The organism is Hymenobacter edaphi, from assembly GCF_003258365.1.
Classification (GTDB): Bacteria; Bacteroidota; Bacteroidia; order Cytophagales; family Hymenobacteraceae; genus Solirubrum; species Solirubrum edaphi.
Genome location: NZ_QHKM01000001.1, coordinates 608,838 through 632,433 on the forward strand (window position 1 = coordinate 608,838; position 23,596 = coordinate 632,433).

The 23,596-nt window shown below is 66.0% G+C and carries 23 protein-coding genes; 14 read left to right on the plus strand and 9 right to left on the minus strand.

The annotated features are described in order from the left end of the window. The first annotated feature begins 9 nt into the window (after nt 1-9). The 4 genes from DLM85_RS02385 to DLM85_RS02400 all read left to right on the plus strand — a co-directional run bounded on the left by DLM85_RS02385 (nt 10) and on the right by DLM85_RS02400 (nt 3,487). The gene (locus tag DLM85_RS02385) at nt 10-957 is read left to right on the plus strand and encodes an NAD(P)-dependent oxidoreductase (RefSeq protein WP_111476459.1); all 948 of its coding nucleotides are present in this window, start codon (nt 10-12) and stop codon (nt 955-957) included. 320 nt (nt 958-1,277) lie between these two features. After that, nucleotides 1,278-1,748, plus strand: a complete 471-nt coding sequence (gene greA, locus DLM85_RS02390) for a transcription elongation factor GreA (RefSeq protein ID WP_111476460.1) — start codon at nt 1,278-1,280, stop codon at nt 1,746-1,748. Between the two features lie 187 nt (nt 1,749-1,935). Then, entirely contained in the window at nt 1,936-2,823 is an 888-nt protein-coding gene (locus DLM85_RS26270; protein WP_165821980.1) for a nuclease A inhibitor family protein, read from the plus strand. Nucleotides 2,824-3,073: 250 nt separating this feature from the next. Continuing rightward, a complete protein-coding gene (locus DLM85_RS02400; protein ID WP_133256847.1) occupies nt 3,074-3,487 on the plus strand; it encodes a hypothetical protein in 414 nt (137 codons plus the stop codon). A gap of 76 nt (nt 3,488-3,563) precedes the next feature. Here DLM85_RS02400 and DLM85_RS25885 read toward each other — a convergent pair whose 3' ends face one another. From DLM85_RS25885 to DLM85_RS02420, 4 genes are all read right to left on the minus strand, one after another. After that, complete coding sequence (locus DLM85_RS25885) at nt 3,564-5,039, minus strand: DNA/RNA non-specific endonuclease (RefSeq protein WP_111476462.1); 1,476 nt, start codon at nt 5,037-5,039, stop codon at nt 3,564-3,566. A gap of 296 nt (nt 5,040-5,335) precedes the next feature. Continuing rightward, nucleotides 5,336-5,899, minus strand: a complete 564-nt coding sequence (locus tag DLM85_RS02410; protein WP_111476463.1) for a hypothetical protein — start codon at nt 5,897-5,899, stop codon at nt 5,336-5,338. Between the two features lie 172 nt (nt 5,900-6,071). After that, nucleotides 6,072-7,148 carry a hypothetical protein gene (locus DLM85_RS02415; RefSeq protein ID WP_111476464.1) on the minus strand — a complete coding sequence of 359 codons (1,077 nt, stop codon included), beginning with the start codon at nt 7,146-7,148 and terminating at the stop codon, nt 6,072-6,074. A 45-nt stretch (nt 7,149-7,193) separates the two neighbouring features. Continuing rightward, nucleotides 7,194-8,303, minus strand: coding sequence for a hypothetical protein (locus DLM85_RS02420; RefSeq protein WP_133256848.1), 1,110 nt, complete (start codon nt 8,301-8,303; stop codon nt 7,194-7,196). Between the two features lie 471 nt (nt 8,304-8,774). Here DLM85_RS02420 and DLM85_RS02425 point away from each other — a divergent pair, with 471 nt between their 5' ends. Next, nucleotides 8,775-10,406 (plus strand): vWA domain-containing protein, encoded by a 1,632-nt coding sequence (locus DLM85_RS02425; protein WP_111476466.1) that lies wholly within the window; start codon nt 8,775-8,777, stop codon nt 10,404-10,406. A gap of 186 nt (nt 10,407-10,592) precedes the next feature. On the opposite strand, the gene DLM85_RS02430 is transcribed toward DLM85_RS02425, so the two are convergent. Continuing rightward, a complete protein-coding gene (locus DLM85_RS02430) occupies nt 10,593-11,486 on the minus strand; it encodes an anti-sigma factor (RefSeq protein WP_111476467.1) in 894 nt (297 codons plus the stop codon). A 6-nt stretch (nt 11,487-11,492) separates the two neighbouring features. Then, nucleotides 11,493-12,047 carry an RNA polymerase sigma factor gene (locus tag DLM85_RS02435; protein WP_243635849.1) on the minus strand — a complete coding sequence of 185 codons (555 nt, stop codon included), beginning with the start codon at nt 12,045-12,047 and terminating at the stop codon, nt 11,493-11,495. Between the two features lie 196 nt (nt 12,048-12,243). On the opposite strand from DLM85_RS02435, the gene DLM85_RS02440 reads away from it, so the two are divergent. Continuing rightward, nucleotides 12,244-13,611 (plus strand): NAD-dependent succinate-semialdehyde dehydrogenase, encoded by a 1,368-nt coding sequence (locus DLM85_RS02440; protein ID WP_111476468.1) that lies wholly within the window; start codon nt 12,244-12,246, stop codon nt 13,609-13,611. 118 nt (nt 13,612-13,729) lie between these two features. Here DLM85_RS02440 and DLM85_RS02445 read toward each other — a convergent pair whose 3' ends face one another. The 3 genes from DLM85_RS02445 to DLM85_RS02455 all read right to left on the minus strand — a co-directional run bounded on the left by DLM85_RS02445 (nt 13,730) and on the right by DLM85_RS02455 (nt 16,934). Beyond that, entirely contained in the window at nt 13,730-14,500 is a 771-nt protein-coding gene (locus DLM85_RS02445; RefSeq protein WP_111476469.1) for a YdcF family protein, read from the minus strand. A 140-nt stretch (nt 14,501-14,640) separates the two neighbouring features. Then, nucleotides 14,641-14,997, minus strand: a complete 357-nt coding sequence (locus tag DLM85_RS02450) for a thioredoxin family protein (RefSeq protein ID WP_111476470.1) — start codon at nt 14,995-14,997, stop codon at nt 14,641-14,643. Between the two features lie 167 nt (nt 14,998-15,164). Continuing rightward, complete coding sequence (locus tag DLM85_RS02455; protein ID WP_111476471.1) at nt 15,165-16,934, minus strand: DUF885 domain-containing protein; 1,770 nt, start codon at nt 16,932-16,934, stop codon at nt 15,165-15,167. Between the two features lie 174 nt (nt 16,935-17,108). Between DLM85_RS02455 and DLM85_RS02460 the strand changes: the two genes are divergently transcribed. The 8 genes from DLM85_RS02460 (at nt 17,109) to DLM85_RS02495 (ending at nt 23,514) form a co-directional block, all read left to right on the plus strand. Beyond that, complete coding sequence (locus DLM85_RS02460; RefSeq protein ID WP_111476472.1) at nt 17,109-17,651, plus strand: heme NO-binding domain-containing protein; 543 nt, start codon at nt 17,109-17,111, stop codon at nt 17,649-17,651. 69 nt (nt 17,652-17,720) lie between these two features. Then, nucleotides 17,721-18,059, plus strand: coding sequence for an arsenosugar biosynthesis-associated peroxidase-like protein (locus DLM85_RS02465; protein WP_111476473.1), 339 nt, complete (start codon nt 17,721-17,723; stop codon nt 18,057-18,059). Nucleotides 18,060-18,173: 114 nt separating this feature from the next. After that, nucleotides 18,174-18,701 carry a rhodanese-like domain-containing protein gene (locus DLM85_RS02470; RefSeq protein ID WP_111476474.1) on the plus strand — a complete coding sequence of 176 codons (528 nt, stop codon included), beginning with the start codon at nt 18,174-18,176 and terminating at the stop codon, nt 18,699-18,701. Between the two features lie 195 nt (nt 18,702-18,896). Continuing rightward, a complete protein-coding gene (locus tag DLM85_RS02475) occupies nt 18,897-19,499 on the plus strand; it encodes a TIGR04282 family arsenosugar biosynthesis glycosyltransferase (RefSeq protein WP_111476475.1) in 603 nt (200 codons plus the stop codon). 37 nt (nt 19,500-19,536) lie between these two features. Next, on the plus strand, nt 19,537-20,442 hold the full coding sequence (locus DLM85_RS02480; RefSeq protein ID WP_111476476.1) for a hypothetical protein: 906 nt from the start codon (nt 19,537-19,539) through the stop codon (nt 20,440-20,442). Nucleotides 20,443-20,629: 187 nt separating this feature from the next. After that, nucleotides 20,630-21,628, plus strand: coding sequence for an aldo/keto reductase (locus DLM85_RS02485; RefSeq protein WP_111476477.1), 999 nt, complete (start codon nt 20,630-20,632; stop codon nt 21,626-21,628). A 68-nt stretch (nt 21,629-21,696) separates the two neighbouring features. Then, a complete protein-coding gene (locus DLM85_RS02490) occupies nt 21,697-22,581 on the plus strand; it encodes an alpha/beta hydrolase family protein (RefSeq protein WP_207890945.1) in 885 nt (294 codons plus the stop codon). A gap of 18 nt (nt 22,582-22,599) precedes the next feature. After that, nucleotides 22,600-23,514, plus strand: coding sequence for a helix-turn-helix domain-containing protein (locus DLM85_RS02495; RefSeq protein ID WP_111476478.1), 915 nt, complete (start codon nt 22,600-22,602; stop codon nt 23,512-23,514). Nucleotides 23,515-23,596 lie beyond the last annotated feature (82 nt).

Below are 23,596 nucleotides of genomic sequence, written 5' to 3' on the forward strand. Positions count from 1 at the left end.
CTTAATCCTATGAACTGCTGCCTCGTTGTCGACGAAATGCACCCCTCGCTGAAGACGCTGATGCGCGAAGCGGGCGTGCAGATTGACTACGAACCCGATTTGCTGCCGGCCGAAGTGCCCGCCGCGCTGGCCAAGCGACCCTACGACGGCTTGATCGTGCGCTCCAAGGTGCGCGTGACGGCCGAGCTGCTGCGCCACGGCCCGCGCCTGCGCTTCGTGGCCCGCGCCGGCGCCGGCGTCGACAACATCGACGTGGGGGCCCTGGAGGCGGCCGGCGTGGCGCTGGTGAATGCCCCCGAGGGCAACGCCCAGGCCGTGGGCGAATTTGCGGTGGGCACCTTGCTGGCCCTGCTGCGCAAAGTGGCCGCCGCCGACGCGGAGGTGCGCCGCGGCGAGTGGCAGCGCGAGGCCAACCGCGGCTACGAGCTGCAGGCCCGCACCGTGGGCATCATCGGGGCGGGCCACATGGGGCGCAGCTTTGCCCGCTGCCTGCGCGGCTTTGGCTGCACCGTGCTCGGCTACGACCACGACCCGGCCGTTCCCGCTACCGACTACCTGCCGCTGGTGAGCCTGGCGGAGCTGCAGCAGCGCTGCGACGTGCTCAGCATCCACATTCCGTACTCGCCCGAAAACCACGGCTTCGTCAACGAGGCGCTGCTGCGCGGCTTCCGCCACCGGCTCTGGCTGCTCAACACGGCCCGCGGCGAAGTGCTCGACCACGCGGCCCTGGTGCCGCTGCTGCGCGAAGGCAAGCTGCGCGGCGCGGCCCTCGACGTGCTCGACAACGAGCGGCTGAGCGGCCTCAAGCCCGAGCAGCGTGCCCGCTTCGAGTACCTTCGCACGGCCGCCAACGTGGTATTGACCCCGCACGTGGGCGGCTGGACGCACGAGTCCTACCAGCGCATCAACGAGGTGCTGGCCCAGAAAATTGGGGCGCTACTGCGCGAGCCGGCCTAAGCTGGCGCGGGGTTAGCCGCCACTGGAAATAAAGCCGGTTTGCAACCGGCGTGGAGCTGCCAGTTCGCGTCGGGGGGCGGCAAGCGGAAGCAGGCTGAACGCCTGCCTGATACCGGGCGCCGGTTACGCCGCCCGGCGGCCAAACCGGCGCCCGGCGCCGCCAGCCGGGGTGCCCGCGCCGGGCGGGGCTGCCCGGTTGGGCTTGCGTACTGTGGGCCTGATTGCCTATATTTGCTGATGCCTGTTCGGGAGAACGGCCGGCAGCGCCGGCCGTTCTCCTTGTTTTTTTACCTGATTGACCCACCACACCCTACTTCGTCATGGCCGTCAACTATTATACCGCCGAAGGCTTGCAGAAGCTGAAGGACGAACTGCAGGATCTTAAAATCCGCGGTCGGGCCGAGGCAGCCCGCCAGCTGGCCGAAGCCCGCGACAAAGGTGACCTGAGCGAAAACGCCGAGTACGACGCGGCCAAGGAGTCGCAGGGCCACCTGGAGCTGAAAATCTCCAAGCTCGAAGAAATCATCGGCAACGCCCGCATCCTCGACGACAGCAACCTGGACAACAGCAAGGTGCTCATCATGAGCAAGGTGAAGCTGAAAAACCTGAAGAACAACATGGTGCTCGACTACACCCTGGTGGCCGAGGAAGAAGCCAACCTGGCCGCCGGCAAAATCTCGGTGAAGTCGCCCATCGGCAAGGGCCTGCTAGGCAAGTCGGCCGGCGACGTGGCCGAAATCACCGTGCCCGCCGGCAAGCTGCAGTTCGAAATCCTGGAAATCAGTCGGTAGGCGGGGAGATGGTGAGTAGTGAACTGGTGAGTTGACCATTACTGCTCTCCTGCGACATTGTAAAAAGGGCGGAGCTGTGGCTTCGCCCTTTTGCGTTTTGCCCCGTACTTTGACGACCGGCCCAACCGGGTCGTCTGGGTGCCATCGGAACGGTACTCACCCTTTCACCACCTCACCACTTCACCGCATGCCTTCCATCTTTTCCCGCATCGTGGCGGGTGAGCTGCCCGCCTACAAAGTGGCGGAAGACGAGCATCACCTGGCCTTTCTCGACATCACGCCGCTGGTGGAGGGCCACACGCTGGTCATTCCGAAAAAGGAAGTTGATTACATCTTCGACCTGCCCCCAGCCGAGCTGGCGGCGCTGCACCAGTTTGCCCAGCGCGTGGCCAAAGGGGTGAAAGCCGCCGTGCCCTGCAAGCGCATCGGGGTGGCCGTAATCGGGCTGGAGGTACCGCACGCGCACATTCACCTGATTCCGATGAAGCAGGTGGCGGATATGAACTTTGCCAACCCCAAAATCAAGGTGGCGGAGGAGCGCATGCAGGAGCTAGCCGCCGCCATTGCCGCTAAGGTGCCCGGCGCCGACGGCAGTCCGGCCGCCAAAACGGCCGAAAAGCCCCTGGAAAGCAAAGCCGCGCGCGAAACCGCCGCTTCCAACGACGCCAGGGACGCCGGCCCCGCCGACGCCGCGCTCGATCAGCTGCGCCAACTCACCGAAGGCCTGTACTTCGTCAGCGAATCGGATGCGCCGCTGACGGTGGTAAGCTACCAGGCCCCGAGCGGGGCGCTGGACAGCAAGGAGCTGCTGAAGCTGCTCAACCAACCCGCCGACACGCCCGTGCAGGTGCAGGAGCTGACGCATTTTCTGCGCAACCACACCGCCGACGACGGCGTGCTCGGCAATGTGGACCTGGCCAACCGCTACAAAGCCCTGCAGATGTTCCTGAAGCAGGAGCTGGAGGACGTGCAAGTGTACCGCGTGGGCTCAGGCCCGCAGCTGGAGGCCTACGCCCTGGGCAAAACCAGCAGCGGCAAGCTGGCCGGCTTCAAAACCACGCTCGTCGAAACCTGATTTGGGTTGCTGCGGAACCGCGCCAGGCCCCGGTTTGCCAGCTTGCTGGCGGGCCGGGGCCTGACTGTGTCCGGCGGCTTGGCGGCCCGCGCGCCCGGAGGCCCCGCACACTGTCGGCTGGGGGTGCGTACGAGCGCGGCGTCACCGCGACTTGCTCAGTTAGGTATAATTATTGACGGAATAATGCACGCGCAGCAGGTGTTTTACGTTACAGGCTGGCATGTTCTACCCACTTATTACCCCCCGCATTATGTTCAAGCAGGTATTTGGCGTGCTGCTGGCCGCCCTTGTAAGCCACGGGGCCTGGGCCCAGGCCGCCCCCACCCAGCCAGTACTGGCCACCGCCTCCGGCGGGCCGGTAGTCCCGGCGCCGGCCGCTCCCAACGTCGAAGCGTATGTGCGCACCGCTACCACGACCAAGGGCAGCGAGCTGGACTTCGACAAAATGCTGGCGACTAAGAAGCAGACGGTGTTTCTGCACAACGGCAGTATGTACAGCAAGCGCGAATACGCCTTGGTGCTCTGGGGGCTGCGCGTGAAAGCCCTGGGCGTCGCATCGGCCGAGCGGGCCTGCGCCCTTTACGCGGGCGCCACCAACCGCAGCCTGAGCCCCGCCGAAAAGCAGGCCCTGACCGACGGCTTCGAGAGCGGCACCCCGGAATAAGCCGCTGCCCGGCCCTTGCAGCAACACGCCCGCCCCGGCAATGTCGGGGCGGGCGTGTTGCTGCAAGGGCCGGCCGTCAGCGCGTAGGGCCGGCGTCGACGCGGGCTTCCAGCTGGGCCTGGGTTTCGACGGGCAGCAGGCTGAGCAGGTCGAGGCCGGTGGCGGCTTCGATGGCGTCGACGGAGGTGCGGTACTTGGCCCAGTCGGGGTCCACGCTGTTGTCGTTGGGCGTGTCGATGGCAATGAGGCGGGCCTGGCCGCCGGCAATGCGCTGCAGGTCGCCGGCGCCGTTGGGCAGCACCACCAGCACTTTCCACACGCGCTTGGGCACGGTCACGTGGCCGTTGTCGAGGGTTTGGACGAGGCCGCTGGAGCCGGTGCCGCCGCGGCCGTAGCTGCCCATCAGCACGTACACTTCGTGGCCGGCCTGCACCAGGTCGCGCGAGTAGTCTTCGAGGTGATTCCAGGTGCGCTGGTTGTTCATGGGCGCCTGCGGAATCATGTTGGTCATCAGGAAGGTGGCCGAATTGTCGTCCAGCGTCAGGCTGCGGTCGGCGGAGGGGCAGTTGTGGCCCCGGTCGAAGCCCGAGCCGGAGTAGGAGCGGGGCGTAACCTGATACCAGCCCCGGGGCAGGGCCGGGTCGGGGCGGAAGTCGTCCTGGCGCGGGGCCGAGCCCAGCCAGGCCCGGCTCAGGTGCCACGCCACCCAGTTGGGCGTGCCCCGGTCGCGGGAGTAGCTCAGCGTGTACTGAGGCTTCACCATCAGGTAGTTATTGGGCGACTTATCAGGCCTGCCGGTGGCGCCGCTGGGGTTGCCGAGGCCGAGCGGGTCATCCTGCCCCGCCGGGCCCTGCGGGCGGGTCTCGCCCCCCAGCCCTCGGTCCGGCGGAGAGGGGGCGCCTGACGATTTGGGGGCCGCGGCGGTGGGCGTTTTGGCGCCGTTGCCGGCCACGGCGGGCGGGGTGCCGCCCTGGTAGGGCTCCACGGAAAAGTCGTCGAGGTTCAGCCGGTCGTCGCCGCCATCGAGCTTGCGGATTTCCAGGCGCAGCGGGCCGGGGCGGTTCACCACGATGGTGGCGGGCAGGCCGGCGCCCTCCACCTTGATTTCGCTGCCCACGGGCTGCCAGCTGCGGCCGCGGTCGGCAGAGCCCCACAGCTGCCAGCGCACGGCGCCGTCCTTGCCGTAGCTGGCGTGGAAGACGCGCACCCGGCCGGCGCCGGCGGGCAGGTCGAAGCGCATTTGGGCGCGGCCCTTGCCGCGCAGGCGCAGGGCCTTCTGGCCGCGGCGGTGGTCCTGCTCGCTGCTGCCGATCAGGGCGTCGTCGAGCAGCCAGCGGCCGGAGGGCAGGGTTTCTTCGGCGGCGGCGTAGGAGCCCTTGCTGCCGGTTTCGAAGTCTTCGGTGACGGTCTTGCCGGCTTGCAGCACCACGGCCTCGGCGCCGGGGGCAGCGGTAGGGGCTTGGCGGGCTTCGTCGGCGCTGCGCTGGAAGCAGGCGGCCAGGGCGCCGGTCAGCAGCAGGGTGGAAACAAGGGGCGGGGTAGCGAGGCGCATGGGATAAACAGGAGAGGGGTGCAATATAGGGAGGGGAGGCGCGGGCTGAATAGGGCGGCTCAACACATGAGGCGGGGTAGCTGGGGAGCCAAAAGCTGCCAAGTAGGTTCGCAGCCGCAGCGGATCGGAATAAAAAACTCCTCCGTCGTGAGACGGAGGAGTTCGTAGAGTAGTACTTTTTTGAGCGTTCAGAAGGAGGCAAATCGTCGAAGCCGGGGACTTCTCATAGACTTCTCTCGGACAAGGCCCGGGCTGAACGGTTCGGGCAGGTAGAACTTTTCGGAGGATGAAGCCGCCTACAGGGGGGCTTCTTCGCTGGTGTGGTTGCCGGGGCGGTCGGCCACGGTAACGATGATTTTGTCACCGCCGAGGGAGGCGTTGGCGGCGGTAGCCGTGTAGCGAAAGGTATAGCCGTCGGGGTCGGGGGTAGCAGTTCCTTCTTCCACCAGAGAGCCGTCGGAGTTCTGGATGCGAACGTGGACGTCGGTAATGCCAAAGTCGTCGGTGGCCTGGATGATAATAACGTCGCCAACGCGGCCATGATAGCTGCGAAAGTCAATACCCTGGATGTCGGGCGCGTTAAGGAAATCGGTGACGGCGACGGTGTAGGCGCTGGTGGAGTCGGCGGTGATGCCGGTTTCGTAGGCGGCTTTGAGGGCGGGGTCTTGTTGAACGGAGCGGCCGTAAAAGGCGGCTTGCTGGAAGCGCTGGCGGCGGGCCAGGGTGTCGGCGCCGGGGGCTTTGGTGCTGGGGCGGGGCGCGTCGCCGACGCTGACCGTGCCGTTGGCGTGTTGGCGGAAGACCAGGCCGGAAACTTTGCCGGAGAGGCCTTTGGTGAGGGCATTGGTGGCTTTAGCCATGATAGCGGAAGAGAGAATTGATAGGTGAAAAGAAGTGGACGCCGCTACTCGCTATGGCGGGTAGTTGCGGTGCGGTAAGGGTAGGGCTTGCGGGAAGCCGGCGCATCCGTGGTGGCACTGAATGTTGCGGGGAGGCGCAGCGAGCAACAGCCCGTATGGGGACAAACGCTACTTATCGAGTAGGAGTGTCGCGGTAGGTAGTAGACGTGAAGAAACCAAAAGCCAAGCCCAGGCGAGCGTAGAAATAAGCGTCTTCAAAATAGGCGTTGTATGGATCGGTGCCGTAATAGCCGCCGCTCGCTTGGAAGGCAACGTTGGCTGACACCGGCAAGCGGCGGGCATACATCAGTTCGGCGTTGACGCGTCGGTGCAGCTTGTTCATGCGGCCGTTTAAATCGGGTAGCCGGGTATCGGCAACAACGGAAACGGAGGCAACAAAGCGGTGGCGCTCCAACAGGTAACACTCAGAAATGGTGGGATTAGGCCTGGTATTGAGCCAATAACGGTAGGCGCCGTTGCGAATCCAGCCTACCTGCGCGTTAAGGCGGTTTTGGCCGTACCGGCCAATCAGGTTGACATCGGTCGCGAAATGCTTTTCGAAACCAAGGCGGGCAAAGAAATCGGTATGGCCGCGCAGATTATTGTCGCAGGTAAAAGCGGGCTCCGGTACGTAGTTATACTTATGCGAGAGGTATACCGCCACCTCAGCGAAGTTGGTGGAAAAGCTGCCATTGTATTGGTTGAAGCGGCCATCGGGGTTCAGGGAGTTGCCATCCTGCCCATTGGAGTGGTGGAATACCGAGACGCTGGCAAACTTGTAGAACAAGGGCTGGCCGGCGTTCAGGGCATTGTTCTTAAAGTAAAGCGTGGCGCCAGGCATGTAGCTGGGAGTGCGTACTGGCAAAGAAGAGTCGCCGGCTAGCTCGTCGTCGCGGAAGATTCGGGCCTTAAAACGCGGAGTGAAGTGAAGGGCAAAGGGCAGCCTTTTGCCACCAATGGCAAATTGCGGAATGATATCGGCGGAGAGGATGTAAGGCGCTTTGGGAGCCCCCCAGTCCGCATAGGGCGGGCTACCATAGCTCAGGGCGGCGTAGTTGAGGGAGCGGAAGAGCAATTCTTCGTTTTGGGCGCGTTGATCCAGGATGCTGTTGTCGGGAGCAATGGATTCCGCTTTTTGGGCCAGGGCCGGTAGGGTGAGGGCACAAAGGGCCAGGAGAAGGAGCTGGCGTTTGGGTAAAGTTGGTGTCATAGGAGCAACGCAGAAGGAAATGATAGGGACCCCGCTAAGACGGCCTCAGCGGGTGCGGCTGGACTTGCTGAAGCGGAAGGCACTGCTGAAGCCCACGCTGAAGATGAACTGGCCGTGGGAAAAGCCTTTGACGTGGCCGCCGAAGGTGCTGTATGTAGCCGTGGCCCGGAATGCGTTGACGGCCACCTGCCCTCCTACATCATAGCCAAGAAACCGGTGTTTGTCGGACTGGCTCAGGATTTGGGTTAACAGCGGCCCTTCTTCGCGGATGTCGCCGTTGAGCGAACGGTACGTGAGGCCCGCAAATGCATCGGCACGCATAGCAAAGTCATTGTCGTCTTTGGCTGGCACATCGAACAGGGTGTAATACGCCCTGGCGTTGGCGCTGACAATGTTTACCTCGCTCATGCGGCGGGTAGCGGCGGCCCAGCGCGTGGTGGCCACGCTCAGGTCGCCGCTGAAGCTCAGGGGGACCAGCTGCGCGTGCCGAACCCACCAGCTGAATGGGTACCAGCGGCCCGAAATAGTGGCGGAGCGCAGCGTGCTGGCAGCCGCGCTACCGGGCAGCAGCAGGCTTTGGCCAAACTCCCGCTGGTTGAGCATCTGACCGGGGTTCAGCGTATCGGGCTGTACCACGAGGGTGTCGCCCCGGCTACCCAGGGAAAACAGCAGGTTGAGGCTAAACCACGGCACCATGCGCTCGGGCTCTTCCTCAAAGAGAATCTGCTGGGTGGGCTCCGCCTCTTCGGGGCTGCCGGCCGGTGCAATCAGGTAGCGGCGGCCATAGGTTACGGGGAGGAACACCGCGTAATTCAGACCCAGTGAGCCGGTAGTGGGGGCTACGCCATCCTTGCCCACTGCTTTGCTGAAGTCCCCGTCGGTGAGGACCCCATACTTACGCTGCCGGTCAAAACCCACGCGGGCGGTGCGGAAGGTGGTTTTATTAGCAGCGGCTTCAAACTGGCTGATAAGTGCTTCGCGTGTACCGGCTGAAGCGGAACTGGTGCTGACACTAGCGCTGACTACCTTGTCGGGTATTACCTGTAAGCTATAGCCGGCGTTGCTTTGCACCTGACCGATGCTGAGGGCCACCGGGAGGAGCCACAGCAGGGCGGCGAGCAGCGGGCCAGTAAACCGATAGGGAAGGGGGCGCATGTGCAGAAGGAACATAGGACAAGGAGTGCCGAAACTGCTCGGCGCTACAAATAGGCGGTAACAGACTTGCCAGGCATCAGTGCCTGCACTGAATTATAGCCCAGGGCCGATAATTCCGGTGCCCAAAAACCAATCTTGGTCCTACTCTAGCCCGCTGTTTCCCAGCTCTTCCGCCCCGTGCGCGTCGATTCAACGGGAATGCCATTTAGTAGCAGGAATCGAGCTGCCTTCGGGTTACTTTCCCCGCCTCCTCGGTATGTAAAGGACCCCGGCGCCGCTGGCGCCGGGTGCTTCACCCTCGGGCCGGCAGCTTTTGCGCCGCCGGCCGCGCCGGTGCTGCCGTCGCTGGTTTTCGTCGCGAAGAAAACCCCGGCCGCAGCGCCGCCCCACGCAGGTCGCGAATTGCGGCGGGGCGGGTAGCTGGTGCGCCAGAGCCAGGGCCGCATTTCATTCCACCAAGACTTTCCTGCCATGACACTTAACCGCTTGCGGCCCCTGCGGGGGCTGCTGCTGGCGGCTGCGCTATTGTCGGCCTGCAGCCAGCAATACTCTACCGAAGACCAAAAAGAGCTGGAGCCCGCCTACGGGCTGGGCCGGGAGGCCGCGGCCGACGCCAGTGCCGAGCCCGCCTTTCCCGGCGCGGCCGACCCGGCCCCGGCCAGCCGCGAGAATTACGCCGTCGTTCACGAAAACCCGTTTCTGGAGGCCCGGCGCAACCCGCTCAGCACCTTTGCCATCGACGTAGACCGGGCCAGCTACGCCAACGTGCGCCGCTTTCTGCTGCAGAACCGGCAATTGCCCCCGCCCGACGCGGTGCGGCTGGAGGAGCTGGTGAACTACTTTCCTTACCAATACCCGCAGCCCCGGAGCGGCCCCGCCTCGCTGAACGCCGAAGTGGCTGCCTGTCCCTGGAACCCGGCCCACCGGCTGGTGCTGGTGGGGGTGCAGGGCAAGGAGGTAGCCTCCGAAAACCTGCCGCCGGCCAATCTGGTGTTTCTGCTCGACGTGTCGGGCTCGATGAACGACCCGGACAAGCTGCCGCTGCTGAAAGAGTCGTTGCGGCTGCTGGTGCGCGAGCGGCTGCGGCCCCAGGATTACGTGAGCATTGTGGTGTATGCCGGCGCCGCCGGGCTGGTGCTGCCGCCCACCTCGGGCACCGAGCGGGAAACCATCCTGCGCGCCCTCGACCAGCTGGAAGCCGGCGGCTCCACGGCCGGCGGCGAAGGGCTGCGCCTGGCCTACGAAGTGGCGCAGCAGCACCGGCGGCCCGGCGGCAACAACCGCGTCATCCTGGCCACCGACGGCGACTTCAACGTGGGCGAGCAGAGCGACGCCGACATGGAGCGGCTCATCACGCAGGAGCGCGCATCGGGCGTGTTTCTCTCGGTGCTGGGCTTCGGCCAGGGCAACGTGCAGGACGCCAAGATGGAGCTGCTGGCCGACAAGGGCAACGGCAACTACGCCTACATCGACCAGCTGGGCGAGGCCCGGCGGGTGCTGGTGCAGCAGTTCGGCGGCACCTTGTTCGCGCTGGCCAAGGACGTGAAAGTGCAGGTGGAATTCAACCCCGCCCGGGTGCGCGAGTACCGCCTGCTGGGCTACGAAAACCGCCTGCTCGCCGCCGAGGATTTCAACGATGACCGCAAAGACGCCGGCGAGCTGGGCGCCGGCCAGCAAGTGACGGCCCTCTACGAAATCGTGCCCGCTGATGCGCCCACGGCCGCCGCGGCTCCCGCCGTCGACCCGCTGAAGTACCAGGCTACCTCCGCCACCGATGCCGGCAGCAGCCCGGAGCTGCTCACCGTGAAGCTGCGCTACCAGGAGCCGCAGGGCAGCCCCAGCCGCCTGCTGACGCTGCCCGTGCGCGGCGCCCGGTTCGACGAGCCCAGTGCCCGGGCCTCCGACAACCTGCGCTGGGCCGCCGCCGTGGCGCAATTCGGGCTGCTGCTGCGCGGCTCGCAGCACCGGGGCACGGCCAGCTGGGCCAGCACCCAGGAGCTGGTCAGCAGTGCCAGCGGCCCCGATGCCGACGGCTCCCGCGCCGAGTTCCGGCAGTTGGTGCAGCACGCGGCGACGTTGCAAGGCGAAACTGCTCAGCACTGAGCCTGGTGCAGCGCGGGCTTGGCTGATGCCTTCCCCCGGTTCTGCCCGCGCCCATCCGCACGGTTGTGGCAGAACGGGTGGGAACTGGTGGACGCGGGCTAAAGCCCGCGCTACTGCTCGCAAAAAAAGCCGGGCCGCTGACGTCAGCGACCCGGCTTTGGGCATTCGGCATTAGGGAAAAAGCAGTTAGAGCATCTGGCCCATTACCGTGAGGGCGGCCATGGTAGGCGTGGGGTGGCCGCCGGCGTCTTCCAGGGTCACGGCAAAGGCCTGGGCACTGGCCACGTCCTTCATGCGCTGCAGACTGTCGCCGACGGCCGTAGTCTGGGCCAGCATGCCGGCGTCGACGGGTTTGCCCTTGTCGAGGGCCCACAGCTGGTACTGCTTGCCGCTGGGGGCGGCGGGCAGGTTCTTCACGTCCACGTACACGCGGCGGCTGACGGGATTGTACATCACCCGGGCGCGGGCGCCGGGGGCCTGGGGCGTACCGGTCATCACCACCATACGGAACTGCTCGTCGCGCAGAATGCCCAGCTCCTCGGTGCGGGTGGCTAGGCGCTTTTCCACGGCCTGGGTGGCGGCGGCGTAAAGCTGCTCCTTAGCCTGGGCCAGCACCAGCTGGTTTTCCGATTGCTGCCAGCGGCTGTAGAACAGCCAGTTGGCGCCCAGGCTCAGCAGCAGCGCCACCGAGGCCGCAATGGCCAGCCAGCGGAAGCCGCTGCCGGCTTCGGCGGCGGGCAGGGTGCGGACGACGGTTTCGGCCGGGGCCGCTTCGTAGTGCGGGGCGGCGGGCGCTATGTAAGGAGCGGCCGGTTCGGTCGGGGTGGCGGGTTCGGCGGCGGACTGCGGCTGGATAGCCTGCTGAAAGCCGCTGAGTACCCGCTCGCGCAGGCCGGCGGGCGGGGTCAGGGCGTGGGCTTCGGCGTAGAGGCCCAGGGCCCGCTGCACGCTGATGAGTTCGGCCCGGATGGGCGGGTGCTCGGCCGCCAGCCGCTCGACCTCGGCCGCTTCGGCCGGGGAAAGCTGCTGCAGCGCGTACAGCTCTAGTTGACCCGATTCGATGTATTCCTCGATGTTCACAGCAGGTTATCGGATCAGGGTGGAGAGGACTTTGATGGCGGCGCGGGCGCGGGTTTTCACTGTACCTAAGGGCATATTCAGCTCGTCGGCTACCTCGCTTTGGGTGTAGCCTTCGAAATACAGCAAGTCGACAATTTGGCGCTGCTCAGGGTTCAATCGGCGCGTGAGTTCCTGCAGCCCGATGTGCTCGGGCCGGAAGGAATCGACGGCGGGTTGGCGCTCGGCAGGACTCTCGTCCAGTGGCTGACTGTGAGAACTTACGCGGTACTGCCGCGAGCGGATTTTGTCGATGGCTAAATTTCTACACACGTTCAAAACCCACGTAAACAGGCGCCCTTTCGACGCGTCGTAGCTCTGAAACGAATGCCAGATTTTCACCATGGCTTCCTGCAGCACGTCTTCGGCTTCTTCCTCGCGGCGCACGATGCGCAGGATTACGCCGTAGAGGGCCGCCGAGTACTTGTCGTAGAACTCGGTCATGGCGGACTCGTCCTGGGCGCGCAGCCGGGCTACGAGCTGCTGTTCGGCGGCGGGGGGCGACTCGGGTAGCAAACTGGTCACGTGTGGGAATGAATAAGCCACCGCTGGAAGTGGTGTGGAACGCGGGCGGGGGCGGTCAAAAGTAAGGACAAAACGCAGACGGCAAAGCAGCACCAGCCAACCTGCGGCCGCGGAAACCAGTTATACGTAGCGTCCGGGCGCCCTCTGCGTACGTACTTCCCGGCCCGTCGTTGCCCGTCATTTTGCACTTTCGCTCATGCCCATCGAGTCTTACAATCCTTACACCGGCCGCGTGCTGCGCCGTTTTCGCCCGTTTGCCTGGTCCAAGGTCGAGCGGATCCTGGCCGGGAGCCACCGCGCCGCCGCCCAGTGGCGGCTCACCTCGTTTGCCGAGCGCGCCCGCCTGATGCGCCGCGCGGCGGCCTTGCTGCGCGAACGGGCCGACGAGCTGGCCCGCCTCATGGCCCTGGAAATGGGCAAACCCGTGGTGGACGGCCGGGCCGAAGCCCAGAAGTGCGCCCTCTGCTGCGAGTACTACGCCGAGCACGCCGCAGCCTTTCTGGCCGACGAAGAAATCAAGACCGAGGCCCGCCGCAGCTTTATCAGCCACGAGCCGCTGGGCGTGGTGCTGGCCGTGATGCCCTGGAACTTCCCCTTCTGGCAGGTGGTGCGCTTCGCCGCGCCCGCCCTGATGGCCGGCAACGTGGGGCTGCTCAAGCATGCCTCCAACGTGCCGCAGTGCGCCCTGGCTCTTGAGAAGATTTTCCACGACGCGGGCTTTCCGCCGGCCACCTTCCGCACCCTGCTCATCGGCTCCGACCTGGTGGGCAAGCTCATCGAGGACGACCGGGTGCGGGCCGTCACGCTGACGGGCTCGGAGCCGGCCGGGGCGCAGGTGGCGGCCACAGCCGGCGCCCAGATCAAGAAAACCGTGCTGGAACTGGGCGGCTCCGACGCCTTTATCGTGCTGGCCGACGCCAACCTGGCGCTGGCCGCCAAAACCGCTGCCCAGGCCCGCATGATCAACGCCGGGCAGAGCTGCATTGCCGCCAAGCGCTTCATCGTGGAAAAACCGGTGCTCCGGGAGTTTATCAACCAGCTGAAAACCCACCTGCTGGCCCTGCGCACCGGCGACCCGCTGCTGGAAACCACCCAGTACGGCCCCCTGGCCCGCCCCGACCTGGCCGACGAGCTGACCGAGCAGGTCAACGACTCGGTGCGGGCCGGCGCCAAGGTGGAGCTGTTCGGCGGGCAGTCGGAGCCCGGCACGGCCCTGTTCCGCCCCATGATCCTCTCGAACGTGAAGCCCGGGCAGCGGGCCTACAGCGAAGAGTTTTTCGGGCCCGTAGCGCTGGTGCTCGAAGCCAAGGACGCCGACGACGCCGTGCGGCTGGCCAACGACTCGCGCTTCGGCCTGGGCGCTTCGGTGTGGACCCAGGACGCGCGGCGCGGCGAGGCGCTGGCCCGGCGCGTCGAGGCCGGGGCGGTGTTCGTGAATGCGCTGGTGAAATCCTCGCCCGAAATGCCCTTTGGCGGGGTGAAGAAGTCGGGCTACGGCCGGGAGCTGAGCTATTTGGGCATCCGCGAGTTTGTCAACCAGAAGTCGGTGTGGATGGAGAGGTGAGGTGGTGAAATGGTGAAGTGGTGAGTGTCGTTCTGCTGGCGCTATAGGCACTCCATGCGCCGCACCGCACCGCCTGAACGTTAAACTCACCACCTCATCATTTCACCACCTCACCACCTCACGCGTAGCCCAGCACCCGGTACACCACGTAGCCGCTGATTTCGTGCAGCAGCAGGCTCCAGCGACTCAGCGCGTCGGCGTCGGGCACCAGCCAGTAATCGGGCGAGAGGCGGCGGTCGGTGGTGACGAAGCCGGCGGGGAAGGGCGTCGGCTGCAGGCCCGCGCGGCGGAAGCAGCCCAGGGCGCGGCGCTGGTGAAAGGCCGAGGTAATGAGCACCAGCGACTTGATGTCGGGGTGCCGGGCCAGTAGCTCCTTGGTATACAGCGCGTTTTCGCGGGTGTTGCGGCTGCGCTCCTCCAACAAGATGGCGCGGGCGGGCACGTGGGCCAAGCGCAGCAGCACGTACAACTCGCGGGCCTCGGTGCGCCCCCGGGCGCCTTCGAGCAGCCCCGAGCCGCCCGAGATAATGATGCGCCGGATGCGCCCGGCGCGGTACAGCCACAGGGCGTTGGTGAGGCGGTCGGCGCCGCGGCCCAGGTACACCCGGTCGTGCGGCGACTTGCGCCCGTCGCCGATGCCGGTGAGCAGCACGCCCGCGTCGGAGCGGGGGCGGAGCTGGGCGAGGCGCACCGGGGGCAGCTCCCAGGCCAGCAGGGCTTCGTTGACGAGGGCGTTGTTGGTGCCGATGACGAGCAGCAGCAGCGCCGCCAGCAGCAGGGTGCGGCGCCGGGCCGGGCGGCGGGTGAGCAGGGCGGCCAGCAGCAGCCCCAACAGCCACAGGGCCGGCAGCAGCAGAAAATCGAGGAGCTTGGAGAGCAGAAAAAACACTGCCGCAAAACTAAACCACGGATTACTGCGAATTTTCCTGGTTACACGGATTTTGAGTCGATTCGATGCAACCAGTTGATGGAGTATTAGTTAGGCAACTACCAACTACCAACTACCAACTACCAACTACCAGTCAGCAGCTAGCGCGTGTGGGGTGCGAAGGCGCGCAGGCGGTCGAGCATGCCGCGCACGGCTTCTTCGGTGGTGAGGGAGTCACACTCCAGCAGCTGGCCCTGGCAGTAGCTCACGAAAAACGGGGCCACGCGCTCCTGCATCAGCTTTTTGGCCACCGGGTTTTCGTCGGAGTTCAGGCGCAGGAAGAGGATGGGCTGGTACTGCGCGTCGTCGGCAAACTTGGCGAAGGGCGGGGCCAGCAGCTCACAGGTAGCGCAGTTTTCGGAGGTGAACTTGGCAAAAACTTTCAGGTGGTCGTGGGTGTAGTGGCGCAGGCCCTCATCGTCGGTATCATACACGCGCTGGCGGTCGGCTTCTTTCATTGCGGCAGGCTGGGTTAAACGCGGTGGAGAAGGTGTGTCGGCCGTTGTACGGATTGGGGCCGCTTTTGGCTCAAATTGGGACAGCCGCCAGCCGCGCCCCCGACGGACAGCAAAGCGCCGGGCTCCGCTCAGCGGAGCCCGGCGCGCCGGCAAGGGGGAAAGGCCGCTCAGCGCAGCATCAGCTGGCGGATGTACTTCACCGGGGCGCTGCCGTAGCTCAGAAACTGCTCGTTGAAGTTCTTCAGGTCGAAGGCCTTGCCGTCGCGCTTTTTCAGCTCGTCGCGCAGGGCCATGATTTCGCTGTAGCCGGTGAAGTAGGAGCTGAGCTGCACCTGGCTCAGGGTGGCGCGGCGCCACTTGTTGCGGGCTTCGGCTTCCTCCTGAAACCCGTCGCGCATGAGCAGCTGCACGGTTTCGGGCTCGGTAATCCGGCCCGTCTGCACGAGGTGGTCGAGGATGGTGTTGAGCGTCACGCGCATGTTCCACTTGTCCCACATCAGCCAGATTTCGTCGGAGCCGCCGGCGTAGCCGCTTTCCAGCATCATGCGCTCGGCGTACACGGCCCAGCCCTCAATCATGGCCCCGTTGCCGAGCACGGCCTTCACGATGCTGGGCGAGCGGTTGGCGTACACCAGCTGGGTGTAGTGGCCCGGAATGGCCTCGTGGATGTTCAGAATCTGCAGGGTGTACTGGTTGTACTCGCGCAAATAGCTTTCGGCCTGGGCGGCGGGCTGCCCGTCCAAGGGCTCCACGTTGTAGTAGGTGTCGGCGCCCTTGTCGTAGGGCCCGGGGGCCGAAACCGAGGCACCGGCGCCCGAGCCGCGCATGTACAAGGGCGTTTCGCGCACTACCAGCGGCTTGGTCGGGTCCTGGGTCAGCAGCTTTTTGTCGTCGACGAACTTGACCAGCACCGGAATCTGCTGGCGCACCGCGTCGACGAAGCCGGCCTGCGTGGCGTGCTTCTCCGAGAGCTTCTGAATCACCAGGCGGATGCGGGTGAGCGTGTCGGCCGGCATTGGCTGCGCGGCGAAGTACTTCGGCCAGAGGCGGGTGGCGCGCCGGGCCATGTCCTGCAGCAGCTCCTGCTTGTGGCGCTGGGCGCGCTGGTACACCTCGTCGGCCGAGGCGTTGGCCACGATGTCGTAGCGGAACTTCTGATCAAACAACTCCTTGCCGATGCGGAAACTGCGCCGGGCCTGGGGCCGCAGCTCCTTGTCGAGGAAGCGCACGTATTCCTGCATCACCTGGCGGGTGGTTTCGATGCGGGCGCGCAGCTCGTCCTTTTCGCGGGCGGGCAGCGCGGCGCGGCTCACCGAGTCGAGCAGGGCCGGGCCGAACACGTCGAGGCCGCCGCGGTTCTGCAGGATGGCCAGCTCCAGGTGCTCCCGGGTGGGGTTCTGCAGGTTGGCTTTGGCCGCTTCGTAGTACTCGGCCACCCGGTTGATTTTGGCCGAAATGCTGCGCAGGCGCATGGCCAGCGGCTGGTAGCGCCCGTTGAGGATTTCGGCCACCGGGGTGCTGAGGTTGTACTGGCTCGGGTCCCACTGCCAGCTGCGCAGCGTGTCGTTGTACCAGCGCGTGGAGCGCAGCTGGTTCACCATCAGCAGGTAATCGGTCTGGTTGTTGGGCGAGAGACTGTCGAAGGCGAAGCCGCGCAGCTCCCGCAGGCCGCGGGCAGCGGCGGCGTTTTCCACCTGCCGGCGCCCGGCCGTCGGGAGGACGAGCACCGCGTCGTACTTGTGAAAGCCCTGCGAGGACGCCCAGCCGGGGTTGTAGTACCAGAGCGAGTCGATGAACCGCGCCTTGTAGCGGTCGAAGCCGATGTCAGTGGGCGAGGCCTGGGCCGTGTCTTGGTTGGAGTCGCGCTGGCAGGCAGCGGTGCCCAGCGCGCCGGCCACGAGCAGCAGGCCCAGCAGGCGGGAGTAGGAGTGGGGCATAGCGTCGGGAGGGTTGAGGCGCCAAGGTAGCGGCAAATCCGGCCGCAGCCGCGGCGGCCGGCGGAGCCACGCAGGGCGAACCGCCCCCGGCCACCCGATATTTCCGCCAACGCCCGGGACGATTTGTGCGTTTGTATTGTGTTTTATCCAGACTTTTGAGCTTTCTACTCCTTCATGCACGGCACCATTTTTACTCTGCTTAAGCGCTACGTGCAGACGCAGTACGACCACAGCACCTGGATCCGCCTCGTCGAAGCGGCCGGCATCAGCGGCCTCGACTTCGACCACAAGCACGTGTACCCCGACGAGCACATGTACGCCCTGGTGGGCCACGCGGCCGAAATGACCGGCATTCCGGCCGCCGAGCTGCAGGAAAAATTCGGCGAGTACCTTGTGCCCGACCTGCTGTATATGTACCAGAAGCTCATGGACCCCGGCTGGCGCACCCTGGAAATGCTGGAGCACACCGAGCACGTGATGCACAAGCGCGTGCGCGAGGAGCACGAGGACAACGCCCCGCCGGTGCTCGACGTGCGCCGCGTGGCCCCCGACGAAGTGGTGGTGGAGTACGTGTCGAAGCGGCGCATGGGCGCGCTGGCCGTGGGCATCGTGCGCGGCCTGGCCACTTACTTCGACGAGGCCGACCGCATCGAGGTGACGCCCACCACTCGCGAAGACGGGGAGCACGTGCACATCCGGGTGCGCCGGCTGGCGTAGCTGGCCCCGTCTACTTTTCACCCCGGCCGCCAATCCGAACCCGGCGCGGCTACGTTTGTTGACCCCACTATGGAAAAGAGCACCTACTACAACCCCGCCGACCTGGCCAAGTTCGGCAACATCACCGACTGGCAGGCCGAAATGGGCCGCAAGTTCTTCGATTACTACGGCGAGGTCTTCAAGGAAGGCGCCCTCTCGGAGCGCGAAAAGTCCCTTATTGCCCTGGCCGTGGCCCACGCCGTGCAGTGCCCCTACTGCATCGACGCCTACACCGTGGACTCGCTGCAAAAGGGCGCCGACGAAGCCCAGATGATGGAAGCCGTCCACGTAGCCGCGGCCATCAAGGGCGGCGCCGCCCTGGTGCACGGCGTGCAGATGATGAACAAGGCCAAGGAACTCTCGATGTAGCAGCGAATGTGCTGAGTGGGGGAATGTGCTGATGAATTCGTCCCAGCAAGCATTAGCACATTCCCCCACATCAGCACATTCAAGCACATTAGCACATCATAGCACATTCAATAGTTGAAACGACTCCTGCTGATGTGGTCTGCCCTGCTGACGCTGGTCGGCTGCGGCTCGGCCCAGACGAAAGCGCCCGACCAGGGCGTGTCGCCGGCCTACGCGACGCTGCTGCGGACCATGTACAAGAGCACGGTGCCCACCGTGTCGGCCGCCGAGCTGGCGCAGCTGCGCCAGCAGCGGCCGGGCCTCGCGCTGCTCGACACGCGCACCCCGGCCGAGTACAACGTGAGCCACCTCGCCGGGGCCCGCTTCGTCGACTACGAGGCCTTCACGGCCGCCGCCGTGCGCGACCTGCCGCGCGAGCAGCCGGTGGTGGTGTATTGCTCGGTGGGCGTGCGCTCCGAGCGCATCGGCGAGCAGCTGCGGGCCCTGGGCTTCCGCGACGTGCGCAACCTCTACGGCGGCATCTTTCAATGGGCCAACGAAGCCCGTCCGCTGGTCGACGCCCACGGCCCGACCCAGCGCGTGCACCCGTACTCGGCCCTCTGGGGCGCCTGGCTCACCCGCGGCGAAAAAGCCTACAATTAATGGGAAGAATGAGGTTGAATGTGCGCAATGTGGCGAACAGGAGCAATGGTGTAAGCACCCCGGCGCTGGTTGCTGCTGATAACATTGCGGACCAGCTCCGCGCGCCTCTGCCGCGTACCGCCGCGAAAAACCGCCACCTGCGCATTTCGCACCTTACCCCGCATTCGCGAAGCGCAGCACATCCCCGCACATTAGATGACTGAGCACCTGCTGATTTTTGCGCGCTACCCGGAACTCGGTAAGGTGAAAACGCGCCTCGCCGCCGGCCTGGGCGATGAACCCGCTCTTGATATCTACCGGCAGCTGCTCGACCTCACCCACGCGGCGGTGGCTCCGCTGCCGGCCACGCGCACGCTCTGGCTGGCGGCCGCGCCGCCACCGGAGGCCGCGCCGCTGTGGCCCGGCACCCGGCAGCAGCTGCAGCCCGCCGCCGCCGACCTCGGCCAGCGCATGGCCCACGCTTTCGCCGCGGCCTTTGCCGAAGGCGCCCGGCGCACGGTCGTCATCGGCACCGATTGCCCGGGGCTGCGCACTGATTTGCTCGCCACTGCCTTCCGCCACCTGCACAGCCACGACGTGGTACTCGGCCCGGCCGACGATGGGGGCTACTACCTGCTGGGCCTTTGCCAGCCCCAGCCCGCGCTGTTCGAGGGCATCCACTGGAGCACCGGCTCGGTGCTGCGCGACACGCTGGCCCTGGCTGCCCGCGCCGGCCTCACGGTGGCCCTGCTGCCCACGCTCCACGACGTCGACACGGCCGAAGACTGGCGCCGCTGGCAGGCCGCGGTGCCCGAATAGCGGGGCGGGCTGTACCTTGCGCCGCTATTCTGCCCGTATGCCTGCTCGTCCTTTTCGTTTCGTTCTTCGCTCCTGCGCCGGGGCCGCCTGTGGCGCGCTGCTGCTCACCGGCTGCGGGCAGCTCGACCCCGCCACCGAGCGCGCCGTCAACGGCCTGTACCCGCCGGAGCTGACGCCGCTGCACCGCTATTTCAACGTGGCCTGGGCCCAGAACAAGCTCTGGGACGACGGCCTGGCCGAAGTGGCCACCTACGCGGCCGAGCGGGTGGTGTACGACAAGCCGCGGGCCTACGAGCTGACCATCATCACCGTGAAGGAGGACTTCAACCGCGCCTTCGACGTGAAAACCGACGACTATAAGCGCGAGGACCTGTTCGGGGTGATGAAGGTCAACGAGTTCTGCCGGATTCCGACCGACAACTACCCCTACCACTACCTCACGTCCCTGTTCTTTCGGCGCGAAGACCCCTTGCAGCTGCACAAAATGACCAGCTCCTCGCAGGAGTGGTGCGGCAACACCTTCAAAGCCATTACGCAGCAGGCCGAGGGCTACGACCTGAGCTACAACTCCTACTGGGACGGGCAGGGCGCCGGGCACCGGCCGCTGCCGCTGGACGTGGTGCTGGAAGACGCGCTGCCCTACACCCTGCGCAGCCTGCGCTTCAACGACGAGCCGCTGCTGGAGCTGAACGTGCTCGAAACCCAGCAAACCAGCAAGGCCGCCGAGCCCAAGCGCTACCGCGCCGAAGTGCGCGTGGCCCGTGCCGCCGATGCCGAGGCACCGCGCCCGTCCTGGCGCGTGACCGTGCGCCTGGAGCGCGGCAAGGATAACGTGTACTGGTTTGACCAGCAGTACCCGCACCTGCTGCTCAAGCACTCGGCCTGGGACGGCCGCACGCTGCTGCTCAAGCAGGAGCGGCGCTACGCCTACTGGCAGCACTGAGGTAGAGACGCAACCTTGTGTCTCGTCGTCCGCGCCAGTTGGGTGTTGGCGTTCGACGATTGAGGCGCAAGAATACGCCGGTGCCGCACCCGCGTTTTGTATTGCACAAGCTGGGTTTTGTATAGCCCCGCGGCCCGGGCGCGGCGGCACCTTTGCAGAGTAATCATTCACCGCAAACTCTCTGCAAATGAACACTCTCAAACGAGTAGCCCTGGGTAGTCAGGGCCTGGAAGTGCCCGCGGAAGGGCTGGGCTGCATGGGCATGACCGGCGGCGTGGGCGGCATGAGCGTGTACGGCGCCGCCGACGAGGCCGAAAGCCTACGCACCCTGCACCGCGCCCTGGAGCTGGGCGTGAACCTGCTCGACACGGCCGACCTTTACGGCCCCCTGCACAACGAGCGGCTGCTGGGCCGCGCCATGGCCGGCCGCCGGGCCGACGTCATTCTGGCCACCAAGTTCGGCTTCGAAGTCGACGACCAGGAGCAGTTTACCGGCCGCCTCAACGGCCAGCCGGCCTACGCCCGCAAGTGCATCGAACGCTCCCTGCGCAACCTGGGCACCGACTACGTGGACCTCTACTACCTGCACCGCGCCGACCCGCAGGTGCCCATCGAAGATTCAGTGGGTGAAATGAGCCGCATGGTGGAGGAAGGCAAAGTGCGCTACCTGGGCCTCTCCGAAGTAGGGCCCGACTTGCTGCGCCGGGCCCACCAGGTGCACCCCATCACGGCCCTGCAGACGGAGTACTCGCTGTTCGACCGCGGCGTGGAGGAAACCGGCTCGTTGCAGGCGGCCCGCGCGCTGGGCATCGGCTTCGTGGCCTACTCGCCCCTGGGTCGCGGCTTCCTGTCCGGCGACATCAAAAGCCCCGACGACTTCGAGGCGGACGACTCGCGCCGGTTTTTTCCGCGCTACCAGGGCGAGAATTTCTATAAGAACCTGGCCCTGGTCGAGAAACTCCAGCAGCTGGCCGCGGCCAGGGGTGTGACGGCCGCGCAGCTGGCCCTGGCCTGGGTGCTGGCCCAGGACGTGGTGGCCATTCCGGGCACCAAGCGCCGCAAGTACCTGGAGCAGAACGTAGCCGCCGCCGCGCTGGCTTTCACTGCCGCCGAGCTGGCCGAAATCGACGCCATTATGCCCGTGGGCGGCGCAGCCGTGGGTGAGGCCTACCCCGCCGGCTTCTGAGCCCCGGCCGGCCCCAACGGCTACATGGCCGCGCAATGGCGTACTTGCCGCCTCCGCATCCCGAAATGATGAGCAACTTTGTAGGCTATTGCGCGGCCCAGGTGGCCGACGCCGACCTGAACCTGACCTTCCCGGTGACGGTATTGTACCCCACCGACACCGCCGGCCAGCCCGAAACCATCGGCCTCTACCAACTCGACGTGGCCCGCGACGCCGCGCCCCGGGCCGGATCGTTTCCACTGGTGCTCGTTTCGCACGGCACCGGCAGCTCGGGGCTGGTGCACCGCAACCTGGCCCTCGACCTGGTGCGCCGCGGCTACGTGGTGGCTCTGCCCGAGCACCCGCACAACAACCGCGGCGACGACAGCTGGGCCCACACCCCGCAAAACCTGCAGGCCCGGCCGCGCCACCTGCAGCTCACCATCGACCACCTGCTGGCCGACCCGCGGCTGGGCCCCGTCATCCGGCCCGAGGCGGTGGCGCTGATCGGCCACTCCCTGGGCGGCTACTCGGCGCTGGCGCTGGCCGGCGGCCGGCCCGTGAGCGTGCCGCGCAGCTCCGCCGACGGTCCGCCCCGGTCCATTCCGGTGCCCACGGCCGATGCGCGGGTGCGGGCCGTGGTGCTGCTGGCGCCGGCCCTGCCCTGGTTTATGGCCGAGGGCAGCCTGCGCGGGGTGCAAGTGCCCGTGCTGGCGCTGGTGGGCGGGCAAGACGAGCACCTGCCGCCCGGCTTTATCCGGCACGTGCTGGCGGGCCTGCCCACGGCAAGCCGGCTGGAGTATCACGTCGTCGAAAACGCCGGGCATTTCTCCTTTCTGAGTCCGTTTCCGGCGGCGCGGGTCAGCCCGCAGTTTCCGCCCTCGCAAGACCCGCCGGGCTTGGGCGACCGGGCCCGCTTCCACCGCGAGGAGCTGTACCCGACCATTGCCGCCTTTCTCGGGCGTTTTCTCTGAGTTAGCTGTTATCCGCCCATGAAACCCGCCGCCCCGCCTTTCCAGCTGCTCGCCACGGTGAGCGACTTCGCCGCGCACTTCGGCTTTCCGGCCCCGGCCCACCCGCTGCTGACGGTGGTGGACCTGGCCAATCACCGCCACCCGCCGGTGACCGGGCCGGCCCTGCGCCAGCTCTACATCATCTCGCTGAAGAAAAACCTGAAGGGCCAGCTGCAGTACGGCCGCCGCAGCTACGATTTTCGCGAGGGCGTGCTGGCCTTTTATGCCCCCGGCCAGATGTGCACGGCCGACGCCACGGTGGACGTGTCGGAAGTCGAGGGCTGGATGGTGGTGTTTCACCCCGATTTGCTGGCCCGCTACCCGCTGGGTAAGAAAATCACCGGCTACGGCTTTTTTTCCTACCTCGTCAGCGAGGCCCTGCACCTCTCGGCCCGCGAAGAGCAGCAGCTGAACAACGTGTTCCGGAGCCTGCTGGAAGAGCACCAGCAGCCCGTCGACGCCTTCAGCCAGGACGTGCTGGTGGCCCAGCTCGATTTGCTGCTGAGCTACGCCAACCGCTTCTACCACCGGCAGTTCCTGACGCGCCGCACCACCGAGCACGACCTGCTCAGTCGCTTCGAGGAACTGGTAACGGCCTACTTCGCCCGCGACGAGCCGGAGCAGCCCCTGCCCACCGTGCAGCACTTCGCCGACGCGCTGCACGTGTCGCCGGCCTACCTGAGTGACCTATTGCGCACCCTCACCGGCCAGACCACCCAGCAGCACCTGCACCACGCCCTCATCGAGAAGGCCAAGCGCCTGCTGCTGACTACCTCGCTGACCGTCAACGAAACCGCCTTTCAGCTGGGCTTCGAGTACCCGCAGTACTTCAGCCGGCTGTTCAAGAACAAAACCGGCCAGACGCCCGCTGCTTTTCGGTTTTCGGCCCAATAGGCCTGGGGCAGCGGCCGATTACTCCAAAAGGGTAAGGGTGAGTTTGAATGCTCATTGAACGGCCTGCGGCACCCGTGAAGCA